Origin of the sequence: Halomonas sp. H10-59 (assembly GCF_040070555.1) — a bacterium.
GTDB lineage: Bacteria > Pseudomonadota > Gammaproteobacteria > Pseudomonadales > Halomonadaceae > Halomonas > Halomonas litopenaei.
This window is the reverse complement of the sequence record NZ_CP098828.1, coordinates 99,806-126,037: the sequence shown is the minus strand read 5'-3', so window position 1 is coordinate 126,037 and position 26,232 is coordinate 99,806. Positions and strand designations below refer to the sequence as shown.

Here is a 26,232-nt window from a genome sequence, read left to right as displayed (position 1 = left end):
TTCATCATGCCTTCGCGACAACCCCGACAGCACCCGCTGGTTCGGCTGCTTGCCGCCGTCAGCCTGATCACCTGTCTGACCCTGACCATGGCCGCGCCCCCCGAGGCCAACGCCCAGACGTCGACGCAGCAGGTCAGCGTCAAGAGCGCGAGCTTTGCCACCCAGATCGACGATGGCCGGCGCTACGAGATGATCGGCCACGGGCTCTTCACCTATCTGGTGTGGGACGCCTACGCCGGCGCCTACTACCAGGCCGCGGGGTACCCGCGCCCCGCTCCCGAATCCGACGTCCCGCGCCGGCTGGTGCTGCACTACTTCCATGCCATCGAGGCCGACGACTTCGCCAGCACCACCCTCGAGACCGTACGCGAGCAGGTCGGCGCCGTGGACTTTCCCTCAGTTCGCCGCCCGCTGACCGCGCTGGTCGACAGCTATCGCTCCGTCGCGCCGGGCGACCGCTATTCGCTGACCTGGGATGGCGAGAGCCTGATCCTGGCGCTCAATGGCGCCCCGCTGTACCGCTCCAACGACAAGGCGCTTGCCAACGCCATGTTCGCCATCTGGCTCGGTGAAGATCCCCTGGACCGCGACTTCCGCGACGCTCTGCTGGGGCGCTGACGCCTGGCCAGGCAGGCCCGTGCTAGGCTAGCGGGCCCTGCTGTGTGCAATCCCCCACCTGTTGCCAGAGGAAGCCCTGCATGAAAGCCCTGATCCAACGTGTCCGCCGTGCCAGTGTCGAGGTCGAGGATCGCACCGTCGGCGCCATCGACCACGGCCTGCTGGCCCTGGTCGGGGTGGAAAAAGGAGATGACGAGGCCTCGGCCGACCGCCTGCTGCACAAGCTGCTGCACTATCGCGTGTTCGCCGATGACCAGGACAAGATGAATCTCAATGTGCAGCAGGCCGGCGGTGGCCTCTTGCTGGTATCCCAGTTCACCCTGGCCGCGGATACCCGCAAGGGGCTGCGTCCCAGCTTCTCCAGCGCGGCGCCGCCGGCCGAAGGCGATCGTCTGTTTCACTACCTGCTCGACCAGGCCCGCCAGCGCCATGCGCCGGTGGCCAGCGGCGAGTTCGGCGCCAATATGCAGGTGGCATTGATAAACGACGGGCCGGTGACCTTTCTGCTGGAGAGCTGAGAGCCCCCTCCTGGCGCCGAGCGCCAACATGCAGCGCACGCGGCGTCGTGCCACCTTTCTGACTTTCAAAAGCCCGATCGCAACGCGATGTCGGCGGGGCGGTAAACCGGACTGTCTCGTCTCGCCCCGTCTCACCTTGATGTTTATGGAAACATTTACCACAATCACCTGTATACAAAAACAACCGGCGATCGTATCCATGAGCAACGCCCGCTACCCCGCCAGCGTCTCGGTCTTCGACTTCCACGGCCGGCCACCACTGAGCCGTGCCCTGCCACTGTCGCTGCAACACATCCTCGCCATGATCATGGGTACCATCACGGTGCCGATCATCGTCTCCGGTGCCATCGGCGCCTCCACCGCCGAAACCCTGCTGCTGATCCAGATCTCGCTGGTGGCCTCGGCGCTGTCGACGCTGATCCAGCTGTTCGGCGTCTGGCGCTTCGGTGCCCGCCTGCCGACCATCTTCGGTGTCGGCTTTGCCTACGTGCCCACCCTGACCGCCGTGGGCGCCCAGTATGGCCTCGGCGGCATCCTCGGCGCCCAGTTGATCGGCGGCACGGCGATGCTGCTGGTCGGGTTCGGTATACGCCCGCTGCGTCACCTGTTTCCGCCGGTGGTGGCGGGGGTGGTGGTGCTGGTGATCGGCCTGTCGCTCTACGACATCGCCATCCACTACATGGCCGGGGGCAAGGGCAGCGCTGGCTACGGTGGCGGCAGGCAGTGGCTGGTGGCGCTGGTCACTCTGGCCGTGGTGCTGGCGATTTCCCAGTTCGGGCGGGGCTTCATCAAGCTCGCCGCGATCATCTGCGGCATCGTGGTGGGCTACGCGCTGGCACTCGCGCTGGGCATGGTGGACTTCACTGCGGTGCATCAGGCTGCCTGGTTCAGTGCGCCGCGCCCGCTCCCCGTGACGCTCGAATTCGCGCCGGTGGCGATCCTGTCCATGGTGATCATCTGCGTGGTCAATTCGGTGCAGACCATCGGTGATCTATCCGCTACCACCATCGGTGGCATGAATCGCGAGCTGGGCCATCGGGAGCTGTCCGGGGGCTTGCTGGGCAACGGCCTGTGCACTCTGGTCGGTGCCCTGTTCGCGGCTCTGCCGACGGCGTCGTTCAGCCAGAACGTCGGTATCGTCGCCATGACCAAGGTCATCAGTCGTTCGGTGCTGGCACTGGCGGCGCTGTTTCTGCTGGCGGCGGGACTGATGCCGAAGTTCGGCGCGCTGATGACCACCATTCCCTATCCGGTGCTCGGTGGCGCCACCATCACGGTGTTCGGCATGATCACCATGACCGGTATCCAGCTGCTGACCCGCGACGAGCTGTCCGGGCGCAACATGACCATCGCCAGCCTGGCGCTGGCGCTGGGCCTCGGGCTCGCCGCGGCGCCGCAGGCCATCGCCGCGCTGCCGGACACGATCGAGATGGCGATCGGTGGATCACCCGTGGTGGTGGCGGCGCTCACCGCCGTGCTGCTCAATCTGCTGCTGCCTCACAAGAGCCTGGCCGACGAGCAGGCCGAGCGCGAGCGACTGGCCGCGCGCATGGAAGCCAGCGACACGGCTCCCGCAAGCGTGCCCGCCTCATCCCGGTGCGACTCGCAATAGCCGTTCGCCACGCCCACTCGCCCCGGCTATCGGGCGACCCAGCGACCCGAGGCGCTATCGAACCGAGCGTGGCTCAGCCCGACAGCGCCTCGTTCATTTCCTCGAGCGCCTCTTCGGCGGCGAGCCAGTCGGCCTCCAGCTCCTCGAGGCGCGCCTTGAGCTCGCCCTGGCGCGCCAGACAGTCGGTCAGTTCCTGCTTGCGCGCCGCGTCAGTGTAGAGCTCAGCGTCGCCGAGCTGCGCTTCCACCTCGCCGAGTTCAGCCTGGACCTTCTCCATGGCCTTTTCGGCCTTGTCCCGCTCGCGCTTCAAGGGCCTGAGCTTCTCGCGCAGCTCGGCGGCGGCGCGGCGCGAGGCCTTGCGATCCTCCCGCGGGGCGGCCTGGCCAGCCTCGGCCCTGTCGGCCTTGTCTTCCCTGGCCGCGCGACGATCGCTTTCCAGGCGTGACTTGAGCCAGGCCCGGTAATCCTCCAGGTCGCCATCGAAGGGTTCGACCCGATGGTCGGCGACCTTCCAGAACTCGTCGACGGTGGCCTTGAGCAGGTGGCGGTCGTGGGATACCACGATCACCGTCCCTTCGAACGACGCCAACGCCTCGGTCAGCGCCTCGCGCATCTCCAGGTCCAGGTGGTTGGTCGGCTCGTCGAGGAGCAGCAGGTTGGGCTTCTGCCAGGCAATCAGGGCCAGCGCCAGGCGTGCCTTCTCGCCGCCGGAGAACAGCTCGACCCGGGCAAACACGTCGTCTCCCGGAAAGCCGAAGCCACCCAGGAAGTTGCGGATATCGCTGTCGGCGGCCTGGGGCGACAGGCGCTGCACGTGGGTGAAGGGGGTCGCCTTGAGATCGAGCCCTTCGAGCTGGTGCTGGGCGAAGTAGCCCACCGCCAGGTGCTCGCCGGGCACCCGACGGCCAGAGAGCAACGGCAGATCGCCGGTCAGCGACTTGATCAGGGTCGACTTGCCCGCGCCATTGGGACCGAGCAGACCGATGCGCTGTCCCGGCAGCAGAGTCAGCTTCACGTCGGACAGCTGGGTGCGCTCGCTGCCGTCCTCGCGACGATAGCCCAGGCTGGCGTCATCGATCACCAGCAGCGGATGAGACGTCTTGTCCGCCGCCGGCAGGGTAAAGTGAAAGGGGGAATCGACGTGGGCCAGGGCGATGTCGCCCATGCGCTCGAGCATCTTCAGTCGGCTCTGGGCCTGGCGCGCCTTGGTCGCCTTGTAGCGAAAGCGGGCGACAAACTTCTCGATTTCCTCGCGACGCGCCTGCTGCTTCTCGGCCTGGGCCTGCTGCAGCGCCAGCTTCTCGGCCCGGGTCCGCTCGAAGGTGGTGTAGTTGCCACGATAGAGCACCAGGCTGCGACGATCGAAGTGCACGATGTGGTCACACACCGCATCGAGAAAGTCGCGGTCGTGGGAGATCAGCAACAGGGTGCCGGGATAGCGCGTCAGCCACTGCTCTAGCCACAGCAGGGCGTCCAGGTCCAGGTGGTTGGTCGGCTCGTCGAGCAGCAGCACGTCGGAGGGCATGAACAGGGTACGCGCCAGGTTGGCTCGCATGCGCCAACCACCGGAGAACGCCGACAGCGGCTTGTCCAGATCGTGCTGGGCAAAGCCCAGCCCGACCAGCAACTGGGCCGCGCGGGCTGGCGCGCTGTAGCCGTCCAGCGCCTCGATGGCGCCGTGAAGTTCGGCCTCGCGGTGATGGTCACCGTCGGCCTGGGCAGAGGCGAGGGCAACCTCGGTACGCCTTAGTTCCGCATCCCCGTCGAGCACGTACTCGATGATGGGGCGAGACAGCGCCTCGACTTCCTGCGCCATATGGGCAATACGCTGGCCGCCACTCATCTCGACCGCGCCCTTGTCGGCGCCGATCTCGCCGAGGATCAGGCCAAACAGACTGGACTTGCCGGCGCCATTGGGGCCCACGATACCGGCCTTGTGGCCGGCGTGCAGGGTCAGGTCGGCACCCTCGAACAACGGCTCGGCGCCGCGTTGCAGGGTTACTTGGCGCAGTGCAATCATCACGGCTCCATCGGGATGAGCCCGCCGGGCCGGGCACCCGCGAGCTTCTCTAATAAAAGAAGGATATCGTCTTGGACCCCGATTCTACCGAATTCACCGCTCGCCTGCGCCCTCGCCTGGCGACTTCGCCGCTATGGGACTTCGCCCTGGCAATCTATGCCCGGCCAGGCGTCGAGCAAGCCTGCCTGACGCTGCAGGATGAGTACGGCTGGGACGTGTGTGAACTGCTGTGGCGATGCTGGCTGTATCAACAGGGCGCCCAGGCAGGTGCACTGCCGTCAGAGGTCGCCGCCTGGCAGCGCGAGGTCACCCAGCCTCTGCGCCGACTGCGCAGGGATCTGAAGCCCCAGGCGCAAGCCGACTCGCAGGTGGCGAGCGTTCGCTCGCGGATCAAGCAGGCGGAGCTCGAAGCCGAGCAACAATGCCTGCAGATGCTCATGAAAATTAGCCTGAACGAACTGGCTTTCTCGCCGATACCCGCCAGACTCCAAGGTCTAGAAAATGTGCTGCTTTCTAGCCAACAACGGCAGAAAAAAACGCAACTTATGGCCATAAGAAGCGTGGAAAGCCAGCTTGACCCTCTTCCGGCAGCGCGCTAGCCTGACGTTAACTGCATGAGAATTCCTGCATTTTTTGCATGATCGATCTTGTTCGCGCCAATAGCACAAGGTCCGAGATTCCGAAGCGAGACACGAAGCAATACAACAGGCGAGCGCGATCCGCCCATAGCTCCAACACCTGCAGAGGAACCACAAGAATGAAGGCAACACAGCTGCTGACCACCGCCAGCATCGGCGCCCTGATGCTGGGCCTTTCCTCCACCGCCATGGCCGACAACTGGCGCTACGCCCACGAAGAGTACGAGGGCGATGTCCAGGACGTCTTTGCCCAGGCGTTCAAGCAGTACGTCGAGGAGAATTCCGACCATTCCGTCCAGGTCTACCGCTTCGGCGAACTGGGCGAATCCGACGACATCATGGAGCAGACCCAGAACGGCATCCTGCAGTTCGTCAACCAGTCTCCCGGCTTCACCGGCGCGCTGATTCCCGAAGCCCAGATCTTCTTCATTCCCTACCTGCTGCCCACCGACGAAGAAACCGTGCTGAAGTTCTTCGACGAGAGCAAGGCGATCAACGAGATGTTCCCCGAGCTCTACGCCGAGCACGGGCTGAAGCTGATGCAGATGTACCCGGAAGGGGAAATGGTGGTCACCGCCGACGAGCCGATCACCTCGCCGGAGGACTTCGACAACAAGAAGATCCGCACCATGACCAACCCGCTGCTGGCGGAGACCTACGACGCCTTCGGCGCGACTCCCACGCCGCTGCCCTGGGGTGAGGTCTACGGCGGTCTGCAGACCGGCATCATCGACGGTCAGGAAAACCCGATCTTCTGGATCGAGTCCGGCGGTCTGTACGAGGTCTCCCCGAACCTGACCTTCACCGGCCACGGCTGGTTCACCACCGCCATGATGGCCAACCAGGACTTCTATGACGGCCTGTCCGACGAGGACAAGCAACTCGTCCAGGACGCCACCGACTCCGCCTACGACACCACCATCGAGCACATCCAGGGCCTCGCCGAAGAAGCACTCGGCAAGATCCAGGAAGCGTCTGACGAGGTCACCGTGACTCGCCTGGACGACGAACAGATCCAGGCCTTCAAGGATCGCGCTCCGCAGGTCGAGGAGAAGTTCATCGAGATGACCGGTGAAGGCGGTCAGGAACTGCTCGACCAGTTCAAGGCTGACCTGGAAGCGGTTCAGTCCGGCGAGGAGTAATCCTCGTCTGAGCCATCGCTCCCGAAAGGGGCAGCCCTACCCGGCTGCCCCTTTTGTGTTTCCAGAGCCCTGAATAGCGACCCGACAGTCGCCGCCACGCCAGGCGCGCTGCGTGCATCCAGCGTTGACCAGATGGCTGCGAACCGCGACCCAGAGGGCGTACGCTGCGATACAGGTACGTGCGTTTCTCCCGGAATTCCCGACCAAGGATCCCATCATGACCGAAGAAGAATCCGAACAGCACTACCACTCGGGGTTGCCTGGTTTTCTGGGCACCATCGATACGTGGATCAGCAAGCTGGAAGCCATCATTCTTGCAGTGGGTGTGCTGCTGATGGCGGCCAATACCATCGCCAACGTCGTTGGCCGCTTCGTGCTCGGCGAGAGCATCTTCTTCAGCGGCGAGATCAACCGCATTCTGATCATCATGATCACCTTTGCCGGTATCGGCTATGCGGCGCGCCACGGGCGCCATATTCGCATGTCGGCGATCTACGATGCCCTGCCGGTGGGTGGCCGCAAGGCATTGATGATCTTCATCTCCCTGTTTACCTCTCTGGTGATGTTCTTCCTGCTGTACTACTCGGTGATCTACATCGTCGACCTGTATGACAAGGGGCGCATTCTGCCCGCCCTTGGCATCCCGATCTTCTGGATCTACCTGTGGGTACCGCTGGGCTTTCTGATCACCGGTATCCAGTACCTGCTCACCGCCATCAAGAACCTGACCTCCCGCGACGTCTACCTGTCGACCGGCGTGCTGGATGGCTACAAGGATACGGAGACCGAAGTATGAGTGACGTGACGGTGGCAGCAGGAGGACAGCCCCAATGACAACCATAATGGTCACCACCATGATCGCCCTGCTGTTGCTGGGCTTCCCCATGATGATCCCGTTGATCACCGCGGCGGTCATCGGTTTCTTCATGATGTTCAACGGCCTGGACCAGATGGACACGCTGATCCAGCAGATGATGGCGGGCATCCGGCCGGCCTCGCTGATCGCCGTGCCGATGTTCATCCTCGCCGCCGACATCATGACCCGCGGCCAGTCGGCAGAGCGCCTGATCAACATGGTCATGGCCTTCATCGGCCACGTGAAGGGCGGCCTGGCGGTATCCACCGCGGCCTCCTGCACCCTGTTCGGCGCCGTGTCCGGCTCGACCCAGGCCACCGTGGTGGCGGTGGGCTCGCCGCTACGCCCGCGCATGCTCAAGGCCGGCTACTCCGACTCCTTCACCCTGGCGTTGATCATCAACTCGAGTGACATCGCCTTTCTGATCCCGCCCAGCATCGGCATGATCATCTATGGCGTGATCTCGGGTACCTCCATCGGCGAGCTGTTCATCGCCGGCATCGGGCCAGGCCTGCTGATCCTGCTGATGTTCTCCATCTACTGCGTGCTCTACGCGGTGATCCGCGACGTCCCCACCGAGCCCAAGGCGTCCTGGAGCGAGCGTCTCTCCGCGGTGCGTCAGGCGCTGTGGCCGCTGGGCTTCCCGGTGATCATCGTCGGCGGCATCTACGGCGGCATCTTCAGCCCCACCGAGGCCGCCGCGGCCTGCGTGCTGTACGCGGTGCTGCTGGAGTTCGTGGTGTTTCGATCGCTGAAGATGAACGACATCTACGCCATCGCCAAGTCCACCGGCCTGATCACCGCGGTGGTGTTCATCCTGGTCGCCGTGGGCAACGGCTTCTCGTGGATCATCTCCTTCGCCCAGATTCCGCAGGCCATGCTCGAGGCGGCCGGGATCAACGAAGCGGGTCCCACGGGCGTGCTGATCGCCATCTGCATCGCCTTCTTCGTCGCCTGCATGTTCGTCGACCCGATCGTGGTCATCCTGGTGCTGACGCCGATCTTCGCGCCGGCCATCGAGGCCACCGGACTCGACCCGGTACTGGTGGGTATCCTGATCACCCTGCAAGTGGCCATCGGCTCGGCGACGCCACCCTTCGGCTGCGACATCTTCACCGCCATCGCGATCTTCAAGCGGCCCTATCTGGACGTGATCAAGGGCACACCGCCGTTCGTGTTCCTGCTGATCCTGGCCGCAGCCCTGCTGATCATGTTCCCGCAGATTGCGTTGTTCCTGCGCGACGTCGCCTTCCGCTAGGCGGCGTCTGTCGGATGCGCGGAGACCAAGCTTGAGGAGAGACCGATGTTCAATCGAATCCTGGTGGCGGTGGACGGCTCCAAGGGCGCCCTCAAGGCGCTGGAGAAGGCCGTGGGGCTGCAGTACCTGACCGGCGCCGAGCTCTACATCCTGTGCGTGTTCAAGCACCACAGTCTGCTCGAGGCCTCCCTGTCGATGGTTCGCCCGGACAAGCTGGACCTGCCCGACGATGCCCTCAAGGAGTACGCCTCGGAGATCGCAGTGCATGCCAAGAACCACGCGGTGGAACTGGGGGTGCCGCTGGAAAAGGTGCGCGCCTTCGTCAAGGGAGGCCGCCCCTCGCGCACCATCGTGCGCTTCGCTCGCAAGCGCGAGTGCGACCTGATCGTGATCGGCGCCCAGGGCACCAACGGCGACGCCAGCCTGATCCTGGGCAGTGTCGCCCAGCGGGTGTCGGGGTCGGCGCAGTGCCCGACCCTGGTGGTCTAGCGCCACACTCATCACGGCTACCACAGACGTAGCCGCAACCACAGGCCCGGGTCATGCCCGGGCCTGCCTCGTAGGGGGTAACGCACGGCGGGTGCGGAACCCTTTTGCCCCTGTTACAGTCACAACAACGACATTCACACTACGGCCAACGCGCCAGCCAAGGATTTCCATGAAGACACTGCTGACTTCCGCCTCCCTGATCGCCCTGCTGGGCGCCGCTCCCATGGCCTTTTCCGCCCCCGAGAGCGACCAGGAAAAGCTTAGCTACAGCCTGGGTGTGACCCTGGGCCAGAGCATCAAGCAAGACGTGGAAGACCTCGACACGGATGCCTTCAGCGAGGCGATCAAGGACGTGTTCGCCGACGACGGCCTCGACATGACCGACGAGGAGATCGCCGCCGCCCTGACCAAGTTCCAGGAAGAGGCCATGGCCAAGCGTGCTGAAGAACAGCAGCAACGTGCCGAAGAGATGGCCCAGCAGGCGGACGCCAACAAGCAGGAAGGCGAGGCCTACATGGCCGAGAACGCCGACAAGGACGGCGTTACCACTACCGACTCCGGGCTGCAGTACAAGGAGCTCGAGGAAGGTGACGGCGCCTCCCCCGAGGCCGGCGACACCGTGCAGGTCAACTACGAAGGCAAGCTGATCGATGGTACCGTGTTCGACAGCTCCTACGAGCGCGGCGAGCCGGTATCCTTCCAGGTGGGCCAGGTCATCGAGGGCTGGCAGGAAGCCCTGAAGATGATGAACGTGGGCGACACCTGGGAAGTCGTGATTCCGCCGGAGCTGGGCTACGGCGCGCGTGGCCAGGGCCCCATCGGCCCCAACGAGACCCTGATCTTCAAGGTCGAGCTGCTTGACGTGAACCCCAGCGACGAAGGCTGAGTCGATGACTCACCTTAGTCGTGCCAACGCCAGCCTCCTCGCGGGGCTGGCGTTTTTCGTGCTGGCACCTCAGGCCACGGCCGACTCCCCCGACGCCCTGCCCGCGCTGGGTCTCTCGAAGGACCGTCTGGCCACCATCGGCGTCTCGTCCGGCGGCTACATGGCCGCGCAGCTGGCGGTGGCCTGGCCCGAGCGCTTCGATGCACTCGGGCTGGTCGCCGCCGGCCCCTGGGGCTGTGCCCGGGGCGAGCTGGGAGTGGCGCTGGGTCAGTGCATGTTCACTCGCCTTGGCGACCCCGACCTGGCGGCGATCGACAGCCGCCTTGCGGACTACCGCGAGCTCGATCGCGCGGGTAGCGCTGAATCGCTCGACGACCTCAAGGTGTATCTCTGGCACGGTGAGGACGATGGCACCATCGATCCCGACGTCGGACACGCCGCCGCTCGACAATGGCGTGACTGGCTCGCCGACGATGATCAACTGAAGACGGTGTTTCAGGACGGCGCGGGGCACGGCTGGCCGGCGCTGGACGCCGCTGGCGAGGCGGGCCTGGCCGACTGCGAAGAGGGCGGTGCGCCCTTCCTGCTCGACTGCGGCCTGGACCTGGCCGGCGAGGCGCTGGGCTGGTGGTGGGACGATCTGGCGCCTGCCGGCGAGGCCGACGACCAGCGCCTGCAGGCCTTCGACCAGAGCGAGTTCGACGCCAAGGGACTCGCCGACACCGGCTTTGTCTATCTGCCGAAGCAGTGCGAGAGCGGCGACTGCGCACTGCTGGTGGCGCTGCATGGCTGCCAGATGGGCGTGGACGACGATGAAGGCGCAGCGACGCCATTCACCCGGGCAAGCGGCCTGAACCGTTACGCCGAGAGCAACGACCTGGTGGTGCTCTACCCCCAGGCCGAGGCCAGCCTGGCCAATCCCAAGGGATGCTGGGACTGGTGGGGGTTCAGCGAGAGTACCTGGCAGCGCGACCCTTTGCATGACAGCCGGGACGGTAGTCAGGTCAGCGCCCTGATGCAAATGGTCGACAGACTGCAGGAAGCGCCCTGAGCCAAATGGTCGACAGGCTGCAGGAAGTTAGTTCAACACCCGATCCAGCGCCGCCGAAAGCGGCCCCGGGGTCGGCGCGTGCAATACCCGTTCGATGATTTCGCCGCTGGCGTCCACCAGATAGAGCGAGGCTGAGTGATCCACCATATACTCCACGGCGGATTCCGGCGTCTCGACCTTGCGCCAGACGACGCCGTAGCGCTCGCCGATATCGACAAGCTCGGCCTGGCTACCGGTGGCGCCGATGAAGTCGTCGCCAAAGGCCTCAAGGTACTCCGACAACCGCTCCAGGGTGTCACGCTCGGGGTCCACCGAAATCATCAACGGCACCACCCGCCGACGCTGGTCTTCGGGCAGTGCCTGGCGCGCCTGGCGCACCACCGCCAGGCTCATGGGGCAGACGTCGGGACACCAGGTGTAGCCGAAGAAGATCACCGCCAGCTGGTCATCATCGAGATCACTCAGCGCAAAGTCGCCCACGGTCGACGCCAGGCGTATCTCACCAGCGACCAGCCCGTCCTGCTGGGCGGGCTGCCAGGGCTTGAAGGTCCACAACAGGGCCGCCGCCAGCATCACCACCGCCGCCAGGACCAGCCCCAGGGTCCGTCGATCGAAGCCGTGTCGTCGTTGCTGCTGTCGTTGCCGTCGGGTCATGGCAGGCTTCGCTCCACGTCCAGATCGAAGGTACTTCCGAGACGCCCACGCGGCGCATCGAAGCTGACCCGGGCACGCCAGGTCATGCGCTCACGGGTGCAGATGCCGAGCTGTCCCACCCCCTGAAAGCGGCCCGGTTCGCCGCCTTGCACGGCGTCGAGGTGGAAGCGATGCTCGCCCATGTCCATGCCGCCCCCTTCGAACACCACCCGTACGTTCTGCGCTTCCACGCCGTCGACGCGCACTTCGAGGGGCAACGACTCCAGCGGGCGGATGTCACCCTCCACCGGGATCGCCAGGGTCAGCCGCTCATCCTCCTCGAGGCCGACGCCGCAGGGCCCCTGGTGCAGATCGCAGCCGGGCGCGGCCGGATACCAGGTCGTCTCCTGGTGATCGCCAAGCTCGTAGCGCAGCAGGTACCATAGGGCGATCAGCAAGGTGACCACGGTCACCGTGATCAGCAGGCGAAGCCGAGGACGACGGGCGCCGCGCGAGGCTGGGGACTGGCGCGAATGCATGTCGGAGGGCTGCCTCCAAAGGGAATGGGCGTAGGGTAAGCTTATCAGCAAAACTCCGACGCCCCCTGCGCGACAATGTCGCAGCCGTCAACGCGCGCTTACTCACGCTCGACGGCGCACTATTCTGCCACCGGCCTCGCCCGGACAAGGAACGTACATGGCCTCCATCACTGCGGCCCTGGGCCCGCTTTTTCTGCTTATCCTGCTTGGCGCCGTGCTGGGTGTCGGACGCATCCCAGGCGGGGACTTCTGGGCGCGCATGGAGCGCCTGATCTACTTTCTGCTGTTTCCCGCCATGCTGGTGGCGACCCTGGCCAGGGCGGACATAAGCCAGGTACCGGTGGCCAGGCTCGCCCTGGTGCTGCTGGGCACCATGCTGGTGCTCTCCACCCTGCTGTGGTGGCTCAAGCCCCGCCTGAATCTCGACGCCGCCGCCTTTACCTCTGTCTTCCAGGGCGCGGTGCGCTTCAACACCTATGTCGGCGTCGCCGGCGCCGCTGCGCTGCACGGTCCCCAGGGCGCCACGGTGGCAGCGGTGGCCCTGGCGCTGATGATTCCCACGGTCAATGTGCTGTGCGTGCTGACCTTTATCGCCGCGGGCACCCTCGGCCGCTCGGGTCTATGGCGCTCACTGCTCGCCCTGGCCCAGAACCCGCTGATCCTCGCCTGCCTGATCGGTATCGGGCTCAATCTCTCGGATATCGGCCTGCCGGGCTGGTCGGCGGGAACCCTGGAGCTGCTGGGACGAGCGGCGCTGCCGCTGGGGCTGGTGGCCGTAGGGGTGGCACTGCGACCCCAGGCCCTGCTGAGGCGCGATCTTGGCCTGTGGGTCTCGAGCCTGGTCAAGCTGGTGCTGATGCCGGCGCTGGTGCTGGTGCTGGCGTGGCTGCTGGGCCTCGACCCTGTCAGCCAGGATGTGGCGCTACTGTACGCCGCCCTGCCCACCGCCACCTCCGCCTATATTCTGGCACGCCAGCTGGGGGGGGACGCTGAGCTGATGGCCGGACTGATCACCGCCCAGACCCTGGCGGCGATGATCAGCCTGCCGCTGTGGATGCAGCTGACCTGAGGGCAAGTCGAGACCAGGCCCCTGCTTTATTAAAAAAGATTCTCGTTTGTATTGACGAAACAAATGAGAATGATTTACGCTGAGGTTGTCGGCGTTGATGAGTCGCCGGCGCCAGATACCAGACATTGCCAGTCGCTATCTGGTTTCTCCTCCTCATTGCTAGTCACGGTCCTTTCGCCGCTTCCCTCTGGAAGCGGCTTTTTCATGGCCGCCTGGTTCGGTCCCGTGGCCAGCGCTCCTTCGCCTCGTTGCCCACGACGTCCTGCCACCGCTTGATTCCGCCATCCCGAGCCTCTGCCCGGTTTCGCCTGCTGTCTTGGCGCCGCCCCTCGCATGCGTTCCCCTTGGCAGAAAGCCAGCGAGGGTGAGCGGACACACCCCCTTAATAAAAAATATTCTCGTTACGCTTGACGAAGAAAATGAGAATGATTTACGCTGAGGTTGTCGGCGTTGATGAGCCGCCGGCGCCAGATACCAGACATTGCCAGTCGCTATCTGGTTTCTCCTCCTCATTGCTAGTCACGGTCCTTTCACCGCTCCCCCGGGAGCGGTTTTCTTTTTTCTGGCCATCGAGGCTTCTGGTCAGCCTCGCCCCAGGGCCTTGGCTCCTGTTCGTCGCACCTCTCCCTGCGTCTCACCGCTCTCGTTCATCTCACCCCAGTGCCAGCGGCCTGGCCTCGCGGCTATTCGCAGCCCAGGGGCCTGCACCGCTCAGACGCTGGCGCAAGAGCCCAGCCAGGGCTTCCACCGCCGGCCATGAGGCTGCGGCGATGCGCCGGCTGAAGTACAGGCAGGCGTCGCTGGTACCCAGGTGGGGCAGCCCCTCGGCCTCATCCAGCACGCGCATGCGCGGCGTCAGCCGCTGGCGATCGAGGATGCTCACGGCCAGGCCGACTTCCACAGCCTTTTCCACCGCATGGATGCTGGTACTGGTGAAGACCGCGTACCAGTCGCGCCCCTGACTCTCCAGGGCCTCGACCCCGAGCGATCGGAATGGGCAGTCCAGCGGATGCAGCGCCAGCGGCAACGGCGCCTCGTCGGCGATGCGAAACTCACGAGACGCCGCCCACACCGGCGAGGTCTGCCACAGCGTTTCGCCATTGGTCAACTGATGCGGACGGTCCAGCGCTACCGCCAGCGACAGCTCACCGCGCTCCAGGCGCCGGGCCAGCTCTCCACTGGGCGCCGTGACCGCCTCCAGCAGCACATTGGGGTGGCTGGCCAGAAAGTCAGGCAGCACCTGCTCGACCAGATGCGGGGCGTAGCCCTCCGGCATGCCGAAGCGCACCCGCCCGCTGAGTCCCTGTCCGGTCAGTCGCGCCACCAGGCCGTCGTGCTGGCGCAGCAGCTCACGCGCCTCCTGCAGCAAGGCCTCGCCGGCCGGCGACGGCGACACTCCGCGTGGCCCACGGATCAGCAGGCGCGCGTCGAGACGCTGCTCGAGGCGCTTGATCTGCATGCTCAAGGCACTAACGGTGCGGTGTCGCAACTCCGCCGCCGCCGCCAGACTGCCCTGCTGGGCCACCGTCACAAAGCTGCGCAGCGCCTCCAGATCCAGCGCCGCTCCCGTGTTCTCGGTCATCGTTGCTCCCCCCTATGGCGCCAGACCACCCTACCCGAAGACTTCAATATTATTTAAGTCAGCGTGAAAAACGTTTCGCTACTCGAAAGGCTAGCACCACGGCAGACTGCTCATCCAGCGCTTCCTCTATCCAGCGCTGCCGTCATCCACCCGTGCTCAAGGAGGCCCCATGCAGACGCTGCTACCCCGCCTGATCCCCCTGCTCCACCAGCTTCCCCGGCAGCTGGGCAAGCACTCGGGTGCCCTGATGGTCGCCACGGGCTTCGTGGTCTGCTGGAGCAGCGGTTTCGTCGGCAGTCGCATGGCGGTGGACCTGGACGTGCCGGTGATGGGGCTCTACGCCTGGCGCTTTGCCCTGGCGACCCTGCTGGCCTGGGCGCTGGTGGTCTGTCGTCTGGGCCATCCGGGGCATCGCCCGAGCTGGCGCCAGGCAGGCCACGAGTTGCTCACCGGTGGTCTGACGGTGGGCGTCTACCTGCTGACGATGCTGGTGGCGGTGGCCGAAGGTGTGAGCGCCTCGGTGGCGGCGCTGATCGGCGCGCTGCAGCCGCTGGCGGCGGCGCTACTGGCACGGCACCTGCTCAAGGAGCGCAGCGACAGCGCACAATGGTGGGGCATGGGGGTAGCGACGCTCGGCGCTATGGCGATGATCGCTGGCGACATGCGCAGCGTCGGCGGCGCCCCCTGGTGGGCCTACCTGCTGCCGCTGGTCGCGGTCGCCGCGGTATCGATCGGCAGCATCCTGACGCCGCCGGCGACCGCCAGGCCCGGCGAGGAGAATGGCGGTGTGGTGCCGCTGTCACTGATCACCCGCCTGGCGCTGCAGCTGAGCGCGGCAACGCTGGTGTTCATGCTGGCGGCGGTGATGCTCGAACCAGGCCTGCCGGCGCTGCCTCCGGCGACGCTGGACGCCTGGCTGACCATTGGCTGGCTGGTGGTGCTGGCCACCTTCGGTGGCTACGGCTTCTTCGTGGCGTGCCTGGGGCGCTTCGGGGTGACCCCGACCTCGGCGCTGATCGCGCTGACCCCGGCGGTGACGCTGTTGATGACGCTTTCGTTGTTCGGCGAGCGCCCGGACGGGCTGGGCCTGGCGGGGCTGGTGCTGTCGCTGGGTGGCGCCCTGTGGGCGCTGGCGGCCGGGCGACGCGGCCAGGGCCGCGCCGCCGATGCCGGCGTCAGTCGACGCGGCGGAAGATCAGGTCCCAGACACCGTGACCGAGCCGTTCGCCCCGCGCCTCGAACTTGGTCAGCGGACGAAAGTCGGGACGCGGCACATAGGGCGCCGTCTCCGGGGTCGCGGTATTGAGGTAGCCCGGGGCTGCCTCCATCACCTCGGCCATCCATTCGGCGTAGGCTTCCCAGTCGGTGGCCATGTGCAGGGTTCCACCGCTGGCCAGGCGAGTCCGCACCAGCTCGACGAACGCCGGCTGGACGATGCGCCGCTTGTGATGCTTCTTCTTCGGCCAGGGGTCGGGGAAGAACAGCTGCAGGGTGGTCAGACTGCCCTCGGGCAGGCACTGCTCCAGCACCGCCAGGGCATCCTCGCGGTAGACCCGCAGGTTGGTCAGCCCACGCTTGTCGGCTTCGTCGAGCAACTTGCCGACGCCCGGGGCGTGTACCTCGATCCCGATGAAGTCGGTGTCCGGGTGGGTCTCGGCCTGCTCGATCAGCGACGCTCCCATGCCGAAGCCGATCTCGACCACCCTGGGCGCCTGGCGGCCGAACAGCGCATCGAGGTCCTGGCGCCCCTGGGCGAGGGTCAGTCCCAGCCGCGGCCAGACTTCCTCAAGCCCACGGGTCTGCGCCTGGGTCATGCGCCCGGCCCGCAGCACATAGCTCTTGATACCACGGCGATGCAGCGGTGCGTCCGGTCCTTCCGGGCCGGTGGTCTTGCCCTCGTCGGGGCGATCTTGGTCGGTCATGATGATGTCTGGGGGCGTGGTGAAAGTGTCAGGGCGAGGAAACTGAGCAGGAGCGGCAGGCTGGGCCTTGCCGCTCCTGCGGGCTTCAGGCGTTGATGCGGCCGGCGAACGGCGATGACGCCTCGGCGCCGCGACGCGGCATGCGACCGGCGAGAAACGCCTGGCGTCCCGCCTGCACGGCATGCTTCATGGCCTCGGCCATCAGCACCGGCTGGCGCGCGTGGGCGATGGCGGAGTTCATCAGCACGCCGTCACAGCCGAGTTCCATGGCCAGGGCTGCCTCGGAGGCGGTGCCGATCCCGGCATCGATCAGCACCGGGACCTTGGCCTGCTCGATGATCAGGCGCACATTGTGCGGATTCTGGATGCCGTGGCCGGAGCCGATCAGCGAGCCCAGCGGCATCACCGCGCAGCAGCCGATGGCCTCGAGCTCCCTGGCGACGATGGGATCGTCACTGGTGTAGACCATCACGTCGAAGCCATCGGCGACCAGCGTCTCGGCGGCCTTGAGGGTCTCCACCACATTGGGATAGAGGGTGTTGTCGTCCCCCAGCACCTCGAGCTTGACCAGCTTGTGGCCGTCGAGCAGTTCCCGCGCCAGCCGACAAGTGCGCACGGCATCCTTGGCGTTGTAGCAACCGGCGGTATTGGGCAGCAGGGTATAGCGCTCCGGCGGCACCACGTCGAGCAGGTTGGGCTCACCGGCCTCCTGACCCAGGTTGGTGCGACGCACCGCGAAGGTCACGACATCGGCGCCACTGGCGGCGATCGCCTCGCCGGTCTCGTCGAAGTCCTTGTACTTGCCGGTGCCCACCAAGAGTCGCGAGGAAAAGGCGTGGTCGGCGACCCGCAGCGGGCTGTCCTGAAAGATGTCGGTCATGCTCAAGTCCTTCTCACGAAACGGAACCAGGCCGCCATCGAGCGGCACCTCTAAAGTCGTCGGTATCTGCTGGCGGGTGGTTCGCCTCAGCCGCCGCCGATGGCATGGACGATCTCGATGCGATCGCCATCCGCCAGGCGGGTCTCGCCGTGCTGGCTGCGCGGAAGGATGTCCTCGTTGAGCTCGACGGCGATGCGGCGCCCGCCCAGACCCAGGGCGTCGATCAACTCCGCCACGGTCTGCTCGCGGTCGAGGGCGTGGGGCTCACCATTTAGCTGAATCTGCATGGTCACCTCATTATCAAGATGTCGCGGGGGCAACATTGTAGCGGCTCGGGACGCCGCGGGGTACGGTTGAGGGCAGATTCCTCTCTCTCGTCGTCAAGGAGCCTCGATGCCGGATCGTCACTGGTGGATCACCCTCGCCCTGTCCGGCGCCCTGGTGGTGGCGCTCGGCGCCTTCGCCGCCCATGGCCTCGACGGTCGCCTGCCTGAGCGTCTGACCGCCGCCTTTACCACCGGGGTGCGCTACCAGGCCTGGCACACCCTGGCAGGCCTGGCGCTGCTGGCCTGGCGGGCCCAGCAGCCGCTGGCCGCCCAGCTGACGGCACTGAGGCTGTGGTCGGCAGGTATCCTGCTGTTCTCGGGTTCGCTGTACGCCATGGCCCTGGCCGGGCTCTACGGCGTCGGACTCGGGCCGCTGGGAGTGATCACGCCGCTCGGCGGCGTGCTGTTGCTGCTTGGCTGGCTGGCGCTAGCCTGGGGACTATGGCGAGCCCGCGTGTGAGATAGCCTCTCAGTCGTTATCGGGCAGTACGTAGGTCGCCGTCACGTGCGCCACCGGCGCCTCGTCTCCGTCAGAGAACAGCTCCACCTCACCCACCGCCAGGCGGCGTCCCAGCTTGATCAAGCGGGCGTTGGCGATCAGATCGCGATCACCCCGGGCGCGCCGTAGAAAGTGGCAGTTGAGGTTGCTGGTGACCGCCATGGGCTCCGGCCCGATCTGGGCCAGGATGGCCACGTACAGGCAGACGTCCGCCAGTCCCATCATGGTCGGGCCGGAGACGCTGGCGCCGGGCCGCAAGTGTTCATCCTCGATGGCCAGGCTCATGGTGGCCCGCATCTCCGAGACGGCTTCGATGGTGCCCATGCGCTGGGGAAAGACGTCGTCCAGAAAATCCTCGATGGCGGCGGCGGTCATCACGGTCATGGTTCTCTCCCTGAAGGCAATCCGGCTCGTGATAGCTTCACCATAACTCAAGCCCGGATACGACGCCTCAACGCCCTCGCTGCTGTGGGCTTTACCCTCGACACAACGACACACCCCCGGGGAGTCCCGGGGGTGTGTCCAGGGAAACGCCGCCTGGATCGCGGCGTTTGCTTGGCGTACTCGGTGGCGTCCCGAGTGTGTTACTTCGCCTTGTGGACCTGACGCCAGTGGTGCAGCAGCGGTTCGGTGTAGCCGGCCGGCTGCTCACGCCCCTTGAAGATCAGGTCGCTGGCCGCCTGGAAGGCGGTGGACTTGTCGAAGTCAGGGCTCATCGGGGTGTAGGCCGGGTCGCCTTCGTTCTGACCGTCCACCACCTTGGCCATGCGCTTGAGGGTCTCTTCCACACGCGCCGCGTCGACTACGCCGTGGTACAGCCAGTTGGCAATGTGCTGGCTGGAGATCCGCAGGGTAGCGCGGTCTTCCATCAGGCCCACGTCGTGGATGTCAGGCACCTTGGAGGCGCCGACGCCCTGCTCGACCCAGCGCACCACGTAGCCGAGGATGCCCTGACAGTTGTTGTCGAGCTCCTGCTGGATCTCGTCGTCGCTCCAGTCGGCGGAGGCGACCACCGGCACGGTCAGCAGCGCCTTGAGCAGATCGTCGCGCTGCTCGCTTTCGTCCAGTTCCTCGAGTTCGCGCTGGACCTGGGCCACGTCGACCTGGTGGTAGTGCAGGGCATGCAGCGCTGCAGCGGTGGGAGACGGCACCCAGGCGGTGTTGGCGCCCGACTTGGGGTGGCCGATCTTCTGCTCGATCATCGCCGCCATCAGGTCCGGCATGGCCCACATGCCCTTGCCGATCTGGGCGCGTCCGCGCAGGCCGCAGGCCAGTCCGACCAGCACGTTGCTGCGCTCGTAGGCCTGAATCCAGTCGGCGCCCTTCATGTCGCCCTTGCGCAGCATGGGGCCCGCCTCCATGGCGGTGTGCATCTCGTCACCGGTGCGATCGAGGAAGCCGGTGTTGATGAACACCACCCGGCTGGTGGCCTCGTTGATGCAGGCCTTGAGGTTGACCGAGGTGCGGCGCTCCTCGTCCATGATGCCCATCTTGAGGGTATTGCGGGCCATGCCCAGCAGGTCTTCGACACGCCCGAACAGGGTGTTGGCGAAGGCCACTTCCTTGGGACCGTGCATCTTCGGCTTGACGATATAGACGGAGCCGGTGCGCGAGTTGCGCGGCTGATCGTCACCCTTGTTGAGGTCATGCAGGGCGATCAGCGACGTCATGATGGCGTCGAGAATGCCCTCGGGCATTTCGTTGCCGTCGGCGTCGAGCACCGCCGGGTTGGTCATCAGGTGACCCACGTTGCGCACGAACAGCAGCGAGCGTCCCGGCAGGGTCAGCTCGGAACCATCCGGCGTGACGTAGTCGCGATCCGGATTCAGGCGACGGGTGAAGGAACTGCCGCCCTTGGCCACCTCGGCGGTGAGGTCACCCTTCATCAGGCCCAGCCAGCTGGCGTAGACGCCCACCTTGTCCTCGGCATCCACCGCCGCCACGGAGTCTTCGCAGTCCATGATGGAGGTCAACGCGGCTTCCACCACCACGTCCTTGACGTGGGCCGGGTCGGTCTTGCCGATGGGGTGGCTGTCATCGACCTGGATTTCCAGATGCAGGCCATGGTGGGACAGCAGCACGGCACTCGGCGCGGAGGCGTCGCCCTGGTAGCCCACCAGCTTGCCCGGCTCCTTCAGGCCGGTCTCGCGGCCGCCGTCCAGAGACACCACCAGGTGGCCATCGCGCAGGAAGTACTTGACCGCGTCACGGTGGGAGCCGGTCGCCAGCGGTGCCGCCTGGTCCAGCACATTGCGGGCGTAGGCCACGACCTTCTCGCCGCGCTTGGGGTTGAAGCTCGAGCCCTTCTCGCAGCCATCCTCTTCGCTGATCACGTCGGTGCCGTACAGCGCGTCGTAGAGGCTACCCCAACGCGCGTTGGCGGCGTTCAGCGAGTAGCGTGCGTTGTTCACCGGCACCACCAGCTGGGGGCCCGCCTGGGAAGCGATCTCGCGATCCACGTTTTCGGTGGTCACCTCGACCTTGGCCGGCGGATCGACCAGATAGCCGATTTCCTTGAGGAAGGCCTGGTAAGCGGCCATGTCGTTGACCGGCCCCGGGTGCTCACTGTGCCAGGCCGAGAGTTTCTGCTGCAGCGCGTCGCGCTCGGCCAGCAGGGCCTGGTTGGTCGGCGTCAGGTCGTGGAAGATGGCATCGACGCCCTTCCAGAAGGCATCGGCATCGATCCCCGTGCCAGGCAGCGCCTGTTCGGTGATGAACTGGTCCAGCTCGGCGGCCACCTGCAGGCGATGGCGAGAAATGCGTTGCGTCATTGGGTCTAGCTCCTCGTTGGGCCTTGGGTGCCCCCCTGGCACCTTCCAGCCGGACAGGGGAAAAGGTGACTGCTCCAGAATGATTTTGTGGAAAATCATTCCATTTGTAAACCGAAAACCCCGCTCTACCGCTCAAGGCTAGACCAAATGATGAGCTATCGAAGGCCTTGTCGATTGGGAAACAGTGGTGCCGAACTCGCTGGGTCGCTAGCATGGAACAGGCAAGGAAGCCCAGACAGGAAGGTGTTGACGTGTGCTGGCGACTCCCTCATCTGACGCCGAAGGCCATACCTCCATGGCACAGGTGAGCAACGACGGCCTCCGGACGGTGTCAGAAGAAGCAGGTGGCCAACGATTGGTCAGGGTGCAACCAGGCGCAGGGTGATGACGCTACCCTCCACGCCATCTGGCCGTCCCAGCACAACCGAGTGCCGAGCAACGCACGCCACCGCCCCTTCCCAGCGGAGGACGCTATGACCGACTACACGCCCCTTGAGACCATCGAACGGCTGACCCCGGTGGCAAGACAAGGCGAAGGCTTGGTGGCGACAGCCGCCCCGGCCATGGCAACGACCCTTGAACGCTATCTGGCGCACTATCGGCTCGATGTCCTGCTCACCGAAGGGGTAACGCTGCACGCGGGTAATATCGAGACGCCACGCTTCCGCCTGTGGACTCAGGTATGGCGCCCGCCCCACCCGCGGGGCACCGCGGTGGTGGTTCACGGCTACTACGACCACCTGGGCCTGTACCGCCACCTGCTCGAGCTGCTGCTGGAACTCGAGCTCACAGTGGTGCTGTGGGATCTGCCGGGACACGGGCTGTCCAGTGGGGATCGTGCCGACATCGACGACTTTGCCGACTACGGCGACTGCCTGCGTACGCTTCAGCAGCACCTGAGCGAAGCCGGCCTGGCCCAGGGACCTTGGGTCGGCGTCGGCCAGAGCACCGGCGGCGCCATCCTGGCCACCGATGCCCTGAGCCGGGGCGATGACGGCCACTGGTCGGCGCTGGTGCTGCTGGCGCCCCTGGTCAGACCCTGGGGCTGGACCCGAGCAGCCTGGGTCCATCGCCTGGTCAGCCCCTTTGTCTCCAGCGTGCCGCGCAAGTTTAGGGCGAACACCAATGATGACGACTTCGCCACCTTTCTGCGTGAACAGGACCCGCTTCAGCCCGTGCGCCTGCCCACCGGCTGGGTCAGCGCCATGCGCCGCTGGATGCCCCGCCTGATGCAGCTACCCCCATGCCAGCTACCGACCCTGATCCTGCAAGGCGAGAAGGACCTGACGGTGGACGGGCCCTGGAATCTGGCGGTACTCGGCAAGAAGTTTCCCGGCGCGCACATCTGCTGTCACCCGCAAGCCCGCCACCATCTGGTCAACGAGGCCGAGGCCATCCGCCTGGACCTTTTCGCCGAAGTGCGCCAATTTCTGGAACAACAGCTCAGTGAAGGGCCTCTACCGAAAAGGATGTCATCTCAATGCCCAGACGCTTGACCCGACAGACGGTACACCGCGCCGGCAGCCACTCCTCCTTGCTGCCCTGGCTGGCGCTGGTGCTGCTGGTCTGGCTGGCCGGCTGTGCCAGCGCCCCCGAGCGCCCCGAGACGCTGCGCCAGGCGCTGCTGGGCCTTGGCCAACAGGCGGCCGAGCGGGTCGCCGAGGCGCCGGCCCTGGCAGGGGAAACCCTGGCCGATCAGGTGCTGCTGCTGTCCCCGCCCAAGGTCGACGAAAGGCTGGAGCTTGGCGTCGGCCGCGTCCAGGAGAGCCTGACCCGTGGCCTGCTGGCGATCGACGACGGCCCCCAGGTGCTGGACTGGCAGCCCGGTGATACCCCCGCCGCCGATACCAATCAATGGCTGGTCGATAGCCGACTGATCGCCGATGGCCCACGCCTGACGCTGTCTGACCGCGAGCTTTTGCCCTACCGCTTCGAACTCCGCCTGCGCCGCCCCGGCGACGGTGCCGCGCTGTGGTCCACGGTCATCAGCGGCGCCTTCGACGCCGACGCGCTCTAGGGCTTGCTGAAAAGTGCCTGCGCTCGTCGACTTCTCGGGCGAAGCCTGGACCCGGGCAGGGACTATGCCTGGAGATAACGGGTGCATGGAACGACCGTGCGGCGCCCGTCAGCCCTTGCGCAACAGCCGATCCAGCTGGCGATAGCCGATGGCCTCGATCAGGTCATCACGGCACGGACGTTCGCGCCCGGCCAGGTCGGCCAGGGTCAGCGCCACCCGCAGCACCCGGTGGTAGGCCCGGGCGGACAGCCGCAGGCGCTCAAGCGACTGCGCCAGCCAGGTGCGCTCGGCCACCTCCAGGGCGCAGGCTCGCTCCAGCGCGGCCCCGGCGAGCTGGGCGTTGAGCACTCCCCTCTGCTGCTGACGCTGACGCGCCGCCATCACGCGTCGGCGCACCATCTCGGTGCTTTCCCCCGGCTGATGCGACGTCAACTGTTCCACCGGCAGCGCCGGCACCTCCACCTGCAGGTCGATGCGATCTAGCAGGGGGCCGGACAGGCGCGCCTGATAGCGCTGGATCTGGGACGCGGTGCATACACAGTCCTGACGCGGATCACCCAGATGGCCGCAGGGGCAAGGATTCATTGCTGCAACGAGTTGAAAACGAGCAGGAAATCGTCGTTCGTGGCTGGCCCTGGCAATATGGATCTCGCCGCTTTCCAGCGGCTCGCGCAATACCTCCAGCACCTGGCGACTGAACTCCGGCAACTCGTCGAGAAACAGCACGCCGCGATGGGCCAGCGAGATCTCGCCGGGCCGTGGGCGCGAGCCGCCACCGACCAGCGAGACCGCGCTGGCGGTGTGATGAGGCGAACGAAACGGACGACGGCCAAAGCCATCGGACAGGGGAAGCGCGCACACCGAGCGAATCGCCGCCACCTCCAGCGCCTCGTCATCGCCAAGCGGCGGCAAGAGCCCGGGCAGTCGGCTGGCCAGCAACGTCTTGCCGGTACCGGGCGGCCCGGCAAACAGCAGGTTGTGCCCACCCGCCGCCGCTACCTCCAGCGCTCGCCGGGCCTGATACTGGCCACGCACATCGCACAGATCCAGCGCCGCAGGCCCGTCTTTCGGCGGTGCGGCGGGTGGGTGAGCCACAAGGGGAATGCGCCCGACCAGATGGGCGACGACGTCGAGCAGGTGCGCCGCCGGCAGCACCTCCAGTCCATTGACCAGGGCCGCCTCATCGGCGTTGGCCTCGGGCAGGATCAGGCGCCGCCCGGCCTGACGGGTGGCCATGGCGAAGGGCAGCATGCCGGCTACCGGCCGCAACCGACCATCGAGGGCCAGTTCGCCGGCACACTCGACACCCTCCAGTGCGGCGGCGGGCAACTGGCCGGAAGCCACCAGCAGACCCAGCGCGATGGGCAAATCGAAGCGTCCCCCCTCCTTGGGCAGATCGGCGGGAGCAAGATTCAGGGTAATACGGCGTAGCGGGTAGTCGAGGCCGCAGGTGGCAAGGGCGCTGCGCACCCGTTCGCGGCTTTCGCGCACTGCGGTCTCGGGCAGGCCGACCAGGGTCATGCCCGGCAGGCCGTTGGCCAGGTGTACCTCGACCTGTACCTCGGGGGCGTCCAGCCCCAGTCCCGCACGGGTGGCAATGATGGCAAGCGTCATGGGCTCCCTGCCTGACGGAAGGCTCATGACCAGTAGAGCACGCCCACCTCACCGGCGCCCCATGCCGGCCCCCCGCCAGGGCGGGCCGGCATATCTTGTGACGTTCTGCGTCTGAAGCCTCAGGCGGAGGGCTTGTCGGCTGAACCGCTCGATGCCTCGTCCTGCTTGCCCTGTTCCGGCACCGGCGGCACCGGTACCTCGGCGGCTTCCTCGGCCACGGCAGGCGCCGCGGTCGCTTCGCCAGCGGGCGCTGCACGTTCCTCGACCAGGCTCTCCAGCGCCGCTACCTGCTTTTCCAGCGCCTCGACCCGGGAGCGGGTGCGCTGCAACACGTCCATGAGGATGTCGAAATCCTCGCGTGACACCAGTTCGAGACGATCGAAGGCGCCACGCACCACCTGCTGGACCCCCTTCTGGATGTCTTCCGGGGCCTGGGAGGCGCCCTGCAAGCGCTCGCCGATCTGCTGTGCCAAACGGCTGATGCGATCCTGACTGACCATGATGGCTCTCCTTGAAACGTCGATGGGAACTCCGTTGCCGACAGGATACGCAAGCCGGGCGCCCAACGCATGCTTCGTGGCCCTTGCCCAGCGACGCCCGGCGCATTGGCGACTTCCGGATACCGACACGCCACCCGGCACGCGGCTCAGCACGCGACCCATTGCTCCACCCAGCACAACATGCTCGCCAATGACGCACCACTAATACGCGCCAGCACCAAAACAGTGCATTAACTTTGATGCAGTGCCGCAAACTCGCGGGTGTTTTTCGTCTCTCGCTTTCCAAAATAACCACAAGCCATTGTAAACAAAGCTTTTGCCAAATTTATGGCACGTATATCGCTATGCATAGATATCCATGCACCGAGCGGAAACAAGCCGCCACCTTATGCACGTAGGGAGCCATGCCATGAAACTGATCACCGCCATCATCAAGCCCTTCAAGCTGGACGACGTCCGCGAGGCGCTGGCCGACAACGGCGTCCAGGGCATCACCGTGACCGAGGTCAAGGGCTTCGGCCGCCAGAAGGGCCACACCGAGCTATACCGCGGCGCCGAGTATGTCGTCGACTTTCTGCCCAAGGTGAAGGTCGAGGTTGCGATCGACGAGGCCCGACTGGACAGCGTGCTGGAAGCCATCTGCAACGCGGCCAACAGCGGCAAGATCGGTGACGGCAAGGTGTTCGTCACGCCGCTGGAAGACGTCATCCGCATTCGCACCGGCGAGCGCGGCTCCGACGCGGTCTGATCCCCGTCCCCTGACCCGACTTCCGATAAAAATATAGCGAGACA

At 65.9% G+C, this 26,232-nt stretch carries 26 protein-coding genes and 1 pseudogene; 16 read left to right on the top strand and 11 right to left on the bottom strand.

The genetic code is table 11. The features are described 5' to 3' along the window. Positions 1 to 6 precede the first annotated feature (6 nt). The 3 genes from NFG57_RS00595 to NFG57_RS00585 all read left to right on the top strand — a co-directional run bounded on the left by NFG57_RS00595 (position 7) and on the right by NFG57_RS00585 (position 2,748). Positions 7 to 618 (top strand): chalcone isomerase family protein, encoded by a 612-nt coding sequence (locus NFG57_RS00595; protein WP_348815138.1) that lies wholly within the window; start codon positions 7 to 9, stop codon positions 616 to 618. Between the two features lie 80 nt (positions 619 to 698). Then, positions 699 to 1,136, top strand: a complete 438-nt coding sequence (dtd, locus tag NFG57_RS00590; protein WP_045993928.1) for a D-aminoacyl-tRNA deacylase — start codon at positions 699 to 701, stop codon at positions 1,134 to 1,136. A gap of 199 nt (positions 1,137 to 1,335) precedes the next feature. After that, positions 1,336 to 2,748 (top strand): solute carrier family 23 protein, encoded by a 1,413-nt coding sequence (locus NFG57_RS00585; RefSeq protein WP_348815137.1) that lies wholly within the window; start codon positions 1,336 to 1,338, stop codon positions 2,746 to 2,748. Between the two features lie 73 nt (positions 2,749 to 2,821). Here NFG57_RS00585 and NFG57_RS00580 read toward each other — a convergent pair whose 3' ends face one another. Continuing rightward, positions 2,822 to 4,768 carry an ATP-binding cassette domain-containing protein gene (locus NFG57_RS00580; RefSeq protein WP_108449484.1) on the bottom strand — a complete coding sequence of 649 codons (1,947 nt, stop codon included), beginning with the start codon at positions 4,766 to 4,768 and terminating at the stop codon, positions 2,822 to 2,824. Between the two features lie 71 nt (positions 4,769 to 4,839). Here NFG57_RS00580 and NFG57_RS00575 point away from each other — a divergent pair, with 71 nt between their 5' ends. The 7 genes from NFG57_RS00575 (at position 4,840) to NFG57_RS00545 (ending at position 11,088) form a co-directional block, all read left to right on the top strand. Next, positions 4,840 to 5,367 (top strand): TIGR02444 family protein, encoded by a 528-nt coding sequence (locus NFG57_RS00575; protein WP_348815136.1) that lies wholly within the window; start codon positions 4,840 to 4,842, stop codon positions 5,365 to 5,367. 158 nt (positions 5,368 to 5,525) lie between these two features. Further along, positions 5,526 to 6,548 carry a TRAP transporter substrate-binding protein DctP gene (gene dctP, locus NFG57_RS00570; RefSeq protein WP_108131873.1) on the top strand — a complete coding sequence of 341 codons (1,023 nt, stop codon included), beginning with the start codon at positions 5,526 to 5,528 and terminating at the stop codon, positions 6,546 to 6,548. 217 nt (positions 6,549 to 6,765) lie between these two features. Next, positions 6,766 to 7,344, top strand: a complete 579-nt coding sequence (locus NFG57_RS00565; RefSeq protein ID WP_045993924.1) for a TRAP transporter small permease — start codon at positions 6,766 to 6,768, stop codon at positions 7,342 to 7,344. A gap of 34 nt (positions 7,345 to 7,378) precedes the next feature. Next, positions 7,379 to 8,662 carry a TRAP transporter large permease gene (locus tag NFG57_RS00560; protein ID WP_045993923.1) on the top strand — a complete coding sequence of 428 codons (1,284 nt, stop codon included), beginning with the start codon at positions 7,379 to 7,381 and terminating at the stop codon, positions 8,660 to 8,662. 45 nt (positions 8,663 to 8,707) lie between these two features. After that, positions 8,708 to 9,151, top strand: a complete 444-nt coding sequence (locus tag NFG57_RS00555; RefSeq protein ID WP_045993922.1) for a universal stress protein — start codon at positions 8,708 to 8,710, stop codon at positions 9,149 to 9,151. 169 nt (positions 9,152 to 9,320) lie between these two features. Further along, complete coding sequence (locus tag NFG57_RS00550; RefSeq protein WP_045993921.1) at positions 9,321 to 10,037, top strand: FKBP-type peptidyl-prolyl cis-trans isomerase; 717 nt, start codon at positions 9,321 to 9,323, stop codon at positions 10,035 to 10,037. A gap of 4 nt (positions 10,038 to 10,041) precedes the next feature. Continuing rightward, positions 10,042 to 11,088: a PHB depolymerase family esterase gene (locus tag NFG57_RS00545; protein WP_348815135.1), complete on the top strand. Its 1,047-nt coding sequence runs from the start codon at positions 10,042 to 10,044 to the stop codon at positions 11,086 to 11,088. Between the two features lie 27 nt (positions 11,089 to 11,115). Here the strand turns inward: NFG57_RS00545 and NFG57_RS00540 are convergent, their stop codons facing one another. Together NFG57_RS00540 and NFG57_RS00535 are read right to left on the bottom strand one after the other, a co-directional pair. Continuing rightward, the gene (locus NFG57_RS00540; RefSeq protein ID WP_348815134.1) at positions 11,116 to 11,742 is read right to left on the bottom strand and encodes an SCO family protein; all 627 of its coding nucleotides are present in this window, start codon (positions 11,740 to 11,742) and stop codon (positions 11,116 to 11,118) included. After that, entirely contained in the window at positions 11,739 to 12,260 is a 522-nt protein-coding gene (locus tag NFG57_RS00535) for a hypothetical protein (protein WP_348815133.1), read from the bottom strand. Before NFG57_RS00535 ends, NFG57_RS00540 begins: the two co-directional genes overlap by 4 nt. Before the next feature lie 157 nt (positions 12,261 to 12,417). Between NFG57_RS00535 and NFG57_RS00530 the strand changes: the two genes are divergently transcribed. Further along, the gene (locus NFG57_RS00530) at positions 12,418 to 13,329 is read left to right on the top strand and encodes an AEC family transporter (protein WP_348815132.1); all 912 of its coding nucleotides are present in this window, start codon (positions 12,418 to 12,420) and stop codon (positions 13,327 to 13,329) included. 652 nt (positions 13,330 to 13,981) lie between these two features. Here the strand turns inward: NFG57_RS00530 and NFG57_RS00525 are convergent. Then, positions 13,982 to 14,911 (bottom strand): LysR substrate-binding domain-containing protein, encoded by a 930-nt coding sequence (locus NFG57_RS00525; RefSeq protein ID WP_222516218.1) that lies wholly within the window; start codon positions 14,909 to 14,911, stop codon positions 13,982 to 13,984. Positions 14,912 to 15,080: 169 nt separating this feature from the next. Here NFG57_RS00525 and NFG57_RS00520 point away from each other — a divergent pair. Beyond that, a pseudogene (locus tag NFG57_RS00520) lies at positions 15,081 to 16,028 on the top strand (DMT family transporter); the annotation flags it as partial. Between the two features lie 58 nt (positions 16,029 to 16,086). Here NFG57_RS00520 and trmB read toward each other — a convergent pair. The 3 genes from trmB to thiS all read right to left on the bottom strand — a co-directional run bounded on the left by trmB (position 16,087) and on the right by thiS (position 18,000). Next, on the bottom strand, positions 16,087 to 16,833 hold the full coding sequence (gene trmB / locus NFG57_RS00515) for a tRNA (guanosine(46)-N7)-methyltransferase TrmB (RefSeq protein WP_045993958.1): 747 nt from the start codon (positions 16,831 to 16,833) through the stop codon (positions 16,087 to 16,089). 85 nt (positions 16,834 to 16,918) lie between these two features. Further along, complete coding sequence (locus NFG57_RS00510) at positions 16,919 to 17,713, bottom strand: thiazole synthase (RefSeq protein ID WP_045993915.1); 795 nt, start codon at positions 17,711 to 17,713, stop codon at positions 16,919 to 16,921. A gap of 86 nt (positions 17,714 to 17,799) precedes the next feature. Then, the gene (gene thiS, locus NFG57_RS00505; protein WP_181248714.1) at positions 17,800 to 18,000 is read right to left on the bottom strand and encodes a sulfur carrier protein ThiS; all 201 of its coding nucleotides are present in this window, start codon (positions 17,998 to 18,000) and stop codon (positions 17,800 to 17,802) included. Between the two features lie 106 nt (positions 18,001 to 18,106). Between thiS and NFG57_RS00500 the strand changes: the two genes are divergently transcribed. Further along, the gene (locus NFG57_RS00500; RefSeq protein ID WP_348815131.1) at positions 18,107 to 18,499 is read left to right on the top strand and encodes a DUF423 domain-containing protein; all 393 of its coding nucleotides are present in this window, start codon (positions 18,107 to 18,109) and stop codon (positions 18,497 to 18,499) included. A gap of 9 nt (positions 18,500 to 18,508) precedes the next feature. Here the strand turns inward: NFG57_RS00500 and NFG57_RS00495 are convergent, their stop codons facing one another. Then, the gene (locus NFG57_RS00495; RefSeq protein ID WP_045993913.1) at positions 18,509 to 18,922 is read right to left on the bottom strand and encodes a PaaI family thioesterase; all 414 of its coding nucleotides are present in this window, start codon (positions 18,920 to 18,922) and stop codon (positions 18,509 to 18,511) included. A gap of 200 nt (positions 18,923 to 19,122) precedes the next feature. After that, the gene (locus NFG57_RS00490; RefSeq protein WP_108131878.1) at positions 19,123 to 21,309 is read right to left on the bottom strand and encodes a malate synthase G; all 2,187 of its coding nucleotides are present in this window, start codon (positions 21,307 to 21,309) and stop codon (positions 19,123 to 19,125) included. 473 nt (positions 21,310 to 21,782) lie between these two features. Between NFG57_RS00490 and NFG57_RS00485 the strand changes: the two genes are divergently transcribed. Together NFG57_RS00485 and NFG57_RS00480 are read left to right on the top strand one after the other, a co-directional pair. Next, on the top strand, positions 21,783 to 22,805 hold the full coding sequence (locus NFG57_RS00485; protein WP_108449478.1) for an alpha/beta hydrolase: 1,023 nt from the start codon (positions 21,783 to 21,785) through the stop codon (positions 22,803 to 22,805). Continuing rightward, on the top strand, positions 22,790 to 23,326 hold the full coding sequence (locus NFG57_RS00480; RefSeq protein WP_348815130.1) for a hypothetical protein: 537 nt from the start codon (positions 22,790 to 22,792) through the stop codon (positions 23,324 to 23,326). Before NFG57_RS00485 ends, NFG57_RS00480 begins: the two co-directional genes overlap by 16 nt. Before the next feature lie 108 nt (positions 23,327 to 23,434). On the opposite strand, the gene NFG57_RS00475 is transcribed toward NFG57_RS00480, so the two are convergent. Continuing rightward, a complete protein-coding gene (locus NFG57_RS00475; protein WP_222568040.1) occupies positions 23,435 to 24,940 on the bottom strand; it encodes a YifB family Mg chelatase-like AAA ATPase in 1,506 nt (501 codons plus the stop codon). A gap of 119 nt (positions 24,941 to 25,059) precedes the next feature. Continuing rightward, positions 25,060 to 25,440 (bottom strand): accessory factor UbiK family protein, encoded by a 381-nt coding sequence (locus NFG57_RS00470; protein WP_045993910.1) that lies wholly within the window; start codon positions 25,438 to 25,440, stop codon positions 25,060 to 25,062. 409 nt (positions 25,441 to 25,849) lie between these two features. Here NFG57_RS00470 and NFG57_RS00465 point away from each other — a divergent pair, with 409 nt between their 5' ends. Beyond that, positions 25,850 to 26,188: a P-II family nitrogen regulator gene (locus tag NFG57_RS00465; protein WP_045993909.1), complete on the top strand. Its 339-nt coding sequence runs from the start codon at positions 25,850 to 25,852 to the stop codon at positions 26,186 to 26,188. The last annotated feature ends 44 nt before the right edge of the window (positions 26,189 to 26,232 follow it).

Excerpts from the sequence above, each read along its gene's own strand:
- NFG57_RS00595 (WP_348815138.1), top strand. The coding sequence starts at position 7 with ATGCCTTCGCGACAACCCCGACAGCACCCGCTGGTTCGGCTGCTTGCC.
- dtd (WP_045993928.1), top strand. The coding sequence starts at position 699 with ATGAAAGCCCTGATCCAACGTGTCCGCCGTGCCAGTGTCGAGGTCGAG.
- NFG57_RS00585 (WP_348815137.1), top strand. The coding sequence starts at position 1,336 with ATGAGCAACGCCCGCTACCCCGCCAGCGTCTCGGTCTTCGACTTCCAC.
- NFG57_RS00580 (WP_108449484.1), bottom strand. The coding sequence starts at position 4,768 with ATGATTGCACTGCGCCAAGTAACCCTGCAACGCGGCGCCGAGCCGTTG.
- dctP (WP_108131873.1), top strand. The coding sequence starts at position 5,526 with ATGAAGGCAACACAGCTGCTGACCACCGCCAGCATCGGCGCCCTGATG.
- NFG57_RS00565 (WP_045993924.1), top strand. The coding sequence starts at position 6,766 with ATGACCGAAGAAGAATCCGAACAGCACTACCACTCGGGGTTGCCTGGT.
- NFG57_RS00560 (WP_045993923.1), top strand. The coding sequence starts at position 7,379 with ATGACAACCATAATGGTCACCACCATGATCGCCCTGCTGTTGCTGGGC.
- NFG57_RS00555 (WP_045993922.1), top strand. The coding sequence starts at position 8,708 with ATGTTCAATCGAATCCTGGTGGCGGTGGACGGCTCCAAGGGCGCCCTC.
- NFG57_RS00550 (WP_045993921.1), top strand. The coding sequence starts at position 9,321 with ATGAAGACACTGCTGACTTCCGCCTCCCTGATCGCCCTGCTGGGCGCC.
- NFG57_RS00545 (WP_348815135.1), top strand. The coding sequence starts at position 10,042 with ATGACTCACCTTAGTCGTGCCAACGCCAGCCTCCTCGCGGGGCTGGCG.
- NFG57_RS00540 (WP_348815134.1), bottom strand. The coding sequence starts at position 11,742 with ATGACCCGACGGCAACGACAGCAGCAACGACGACACGGCTTCGATCGA.
- NFG57_RS00535 (WP_348815133.1), bottom strand. The coding sequence starts at position 12,260 with ATGCATTCGCGCCAGTCCCCAGCCTCGCGCGGCGCCCGTCGTCCTCGG.
- NFG57_RS00530 (WP_348815132.1), top strand. The coding sequence starts at position 12,418 with ATGGCCTCCATCACTGCGGCCCTGGGCCCGCTTTTTCTGCTTATCCTG.
- NFG57_RS00525 (WP_222516218.1), bottom strand. The coding sequence starts at position 14,911 with ATGACCGAGAACACGGGAGCGGCGCTGGATCTGGAGGCGCTGCGCAGC.
- trmB (WP_045993958.1), bottom strand. The coding sequence starts at position 16,833 with ATGACCGACCAAGATCGCCCCGACGAGGGCAAGACCACCGGCCCGGAA.
- NFG57_RS00510 (WP_045993915.1), bottom strand. The coding sequence starts at position 17,713 with ATGACCGACATCTTTCAGGACAGCCCGCTGCGGGTCGCCGACCACGCC.
- thiS (WP_181248714.1), bottom strand. The coding sequence starts at position 18,000 with ATGCAGATTCAGCTAAATGGTGAGCCCCACGCCCTCGACCGCGAGCAG.
- NFG57_RS00500 (WP_348815131.1), top strand. The coding sequence starts at position 18,107 with ATGCCGGATCGTCACTGGTGGATCACCCTCGCCCTGTCCGGCGCCCTG.
- NFG57_RS00495 (WP_045993913.1), bottom strand. The coding sequence starts at position 18,922 with ATGACCGTGATGACCGCCGCCGCCATCGAGGATTTTCTGGACGACGTC.
- NFG57_RS00490 (WP_108131878.1), bottom strand. The coding sequence starts at position 21,309 with ATGACGCAACGCATTTCTCGCCATCGCCTGCAGGTGGCCGCCGAGCTG.
- NFG57_RS00485 (WP_108449478.1), top strand. The coding sequence starts at position 21,783 with ATGACCGACTACACGCCCCTTGAGACCATCGAACGGCTGACCCCGGTG.
- NFG57_RS00480 (WP_348815130.1), top strand. The coding sequence starts at position 22,790 with ATGCCCAGACGCTTGACCCGACAGACGGTACACCGCGCCGGCAGCCAC.
- NFG57_RS00475 (WP_222568040.1), bottom strand. The coding sequence starts at position 24,940 with ATGACGCTTGCCATCATTGCCACCCGTGCGGGACTGGGGCTGGACGCC.
- NFG57_RS00470 (WP_045993910.1), bottom strand. The coding sequence starts at position 25,440 with ATGGTCAGTCAGGATCGCATCAGCCGTTTGGCACAGCAGATCGGCGAG.
- NFG57_RS00465 (WP_045993909.1), top strand. The coding sequence starts at position 25,850 with ATGAAACTGATCACCGCCATCATCAAGCCCTTCAAGCTGGACGACGTC.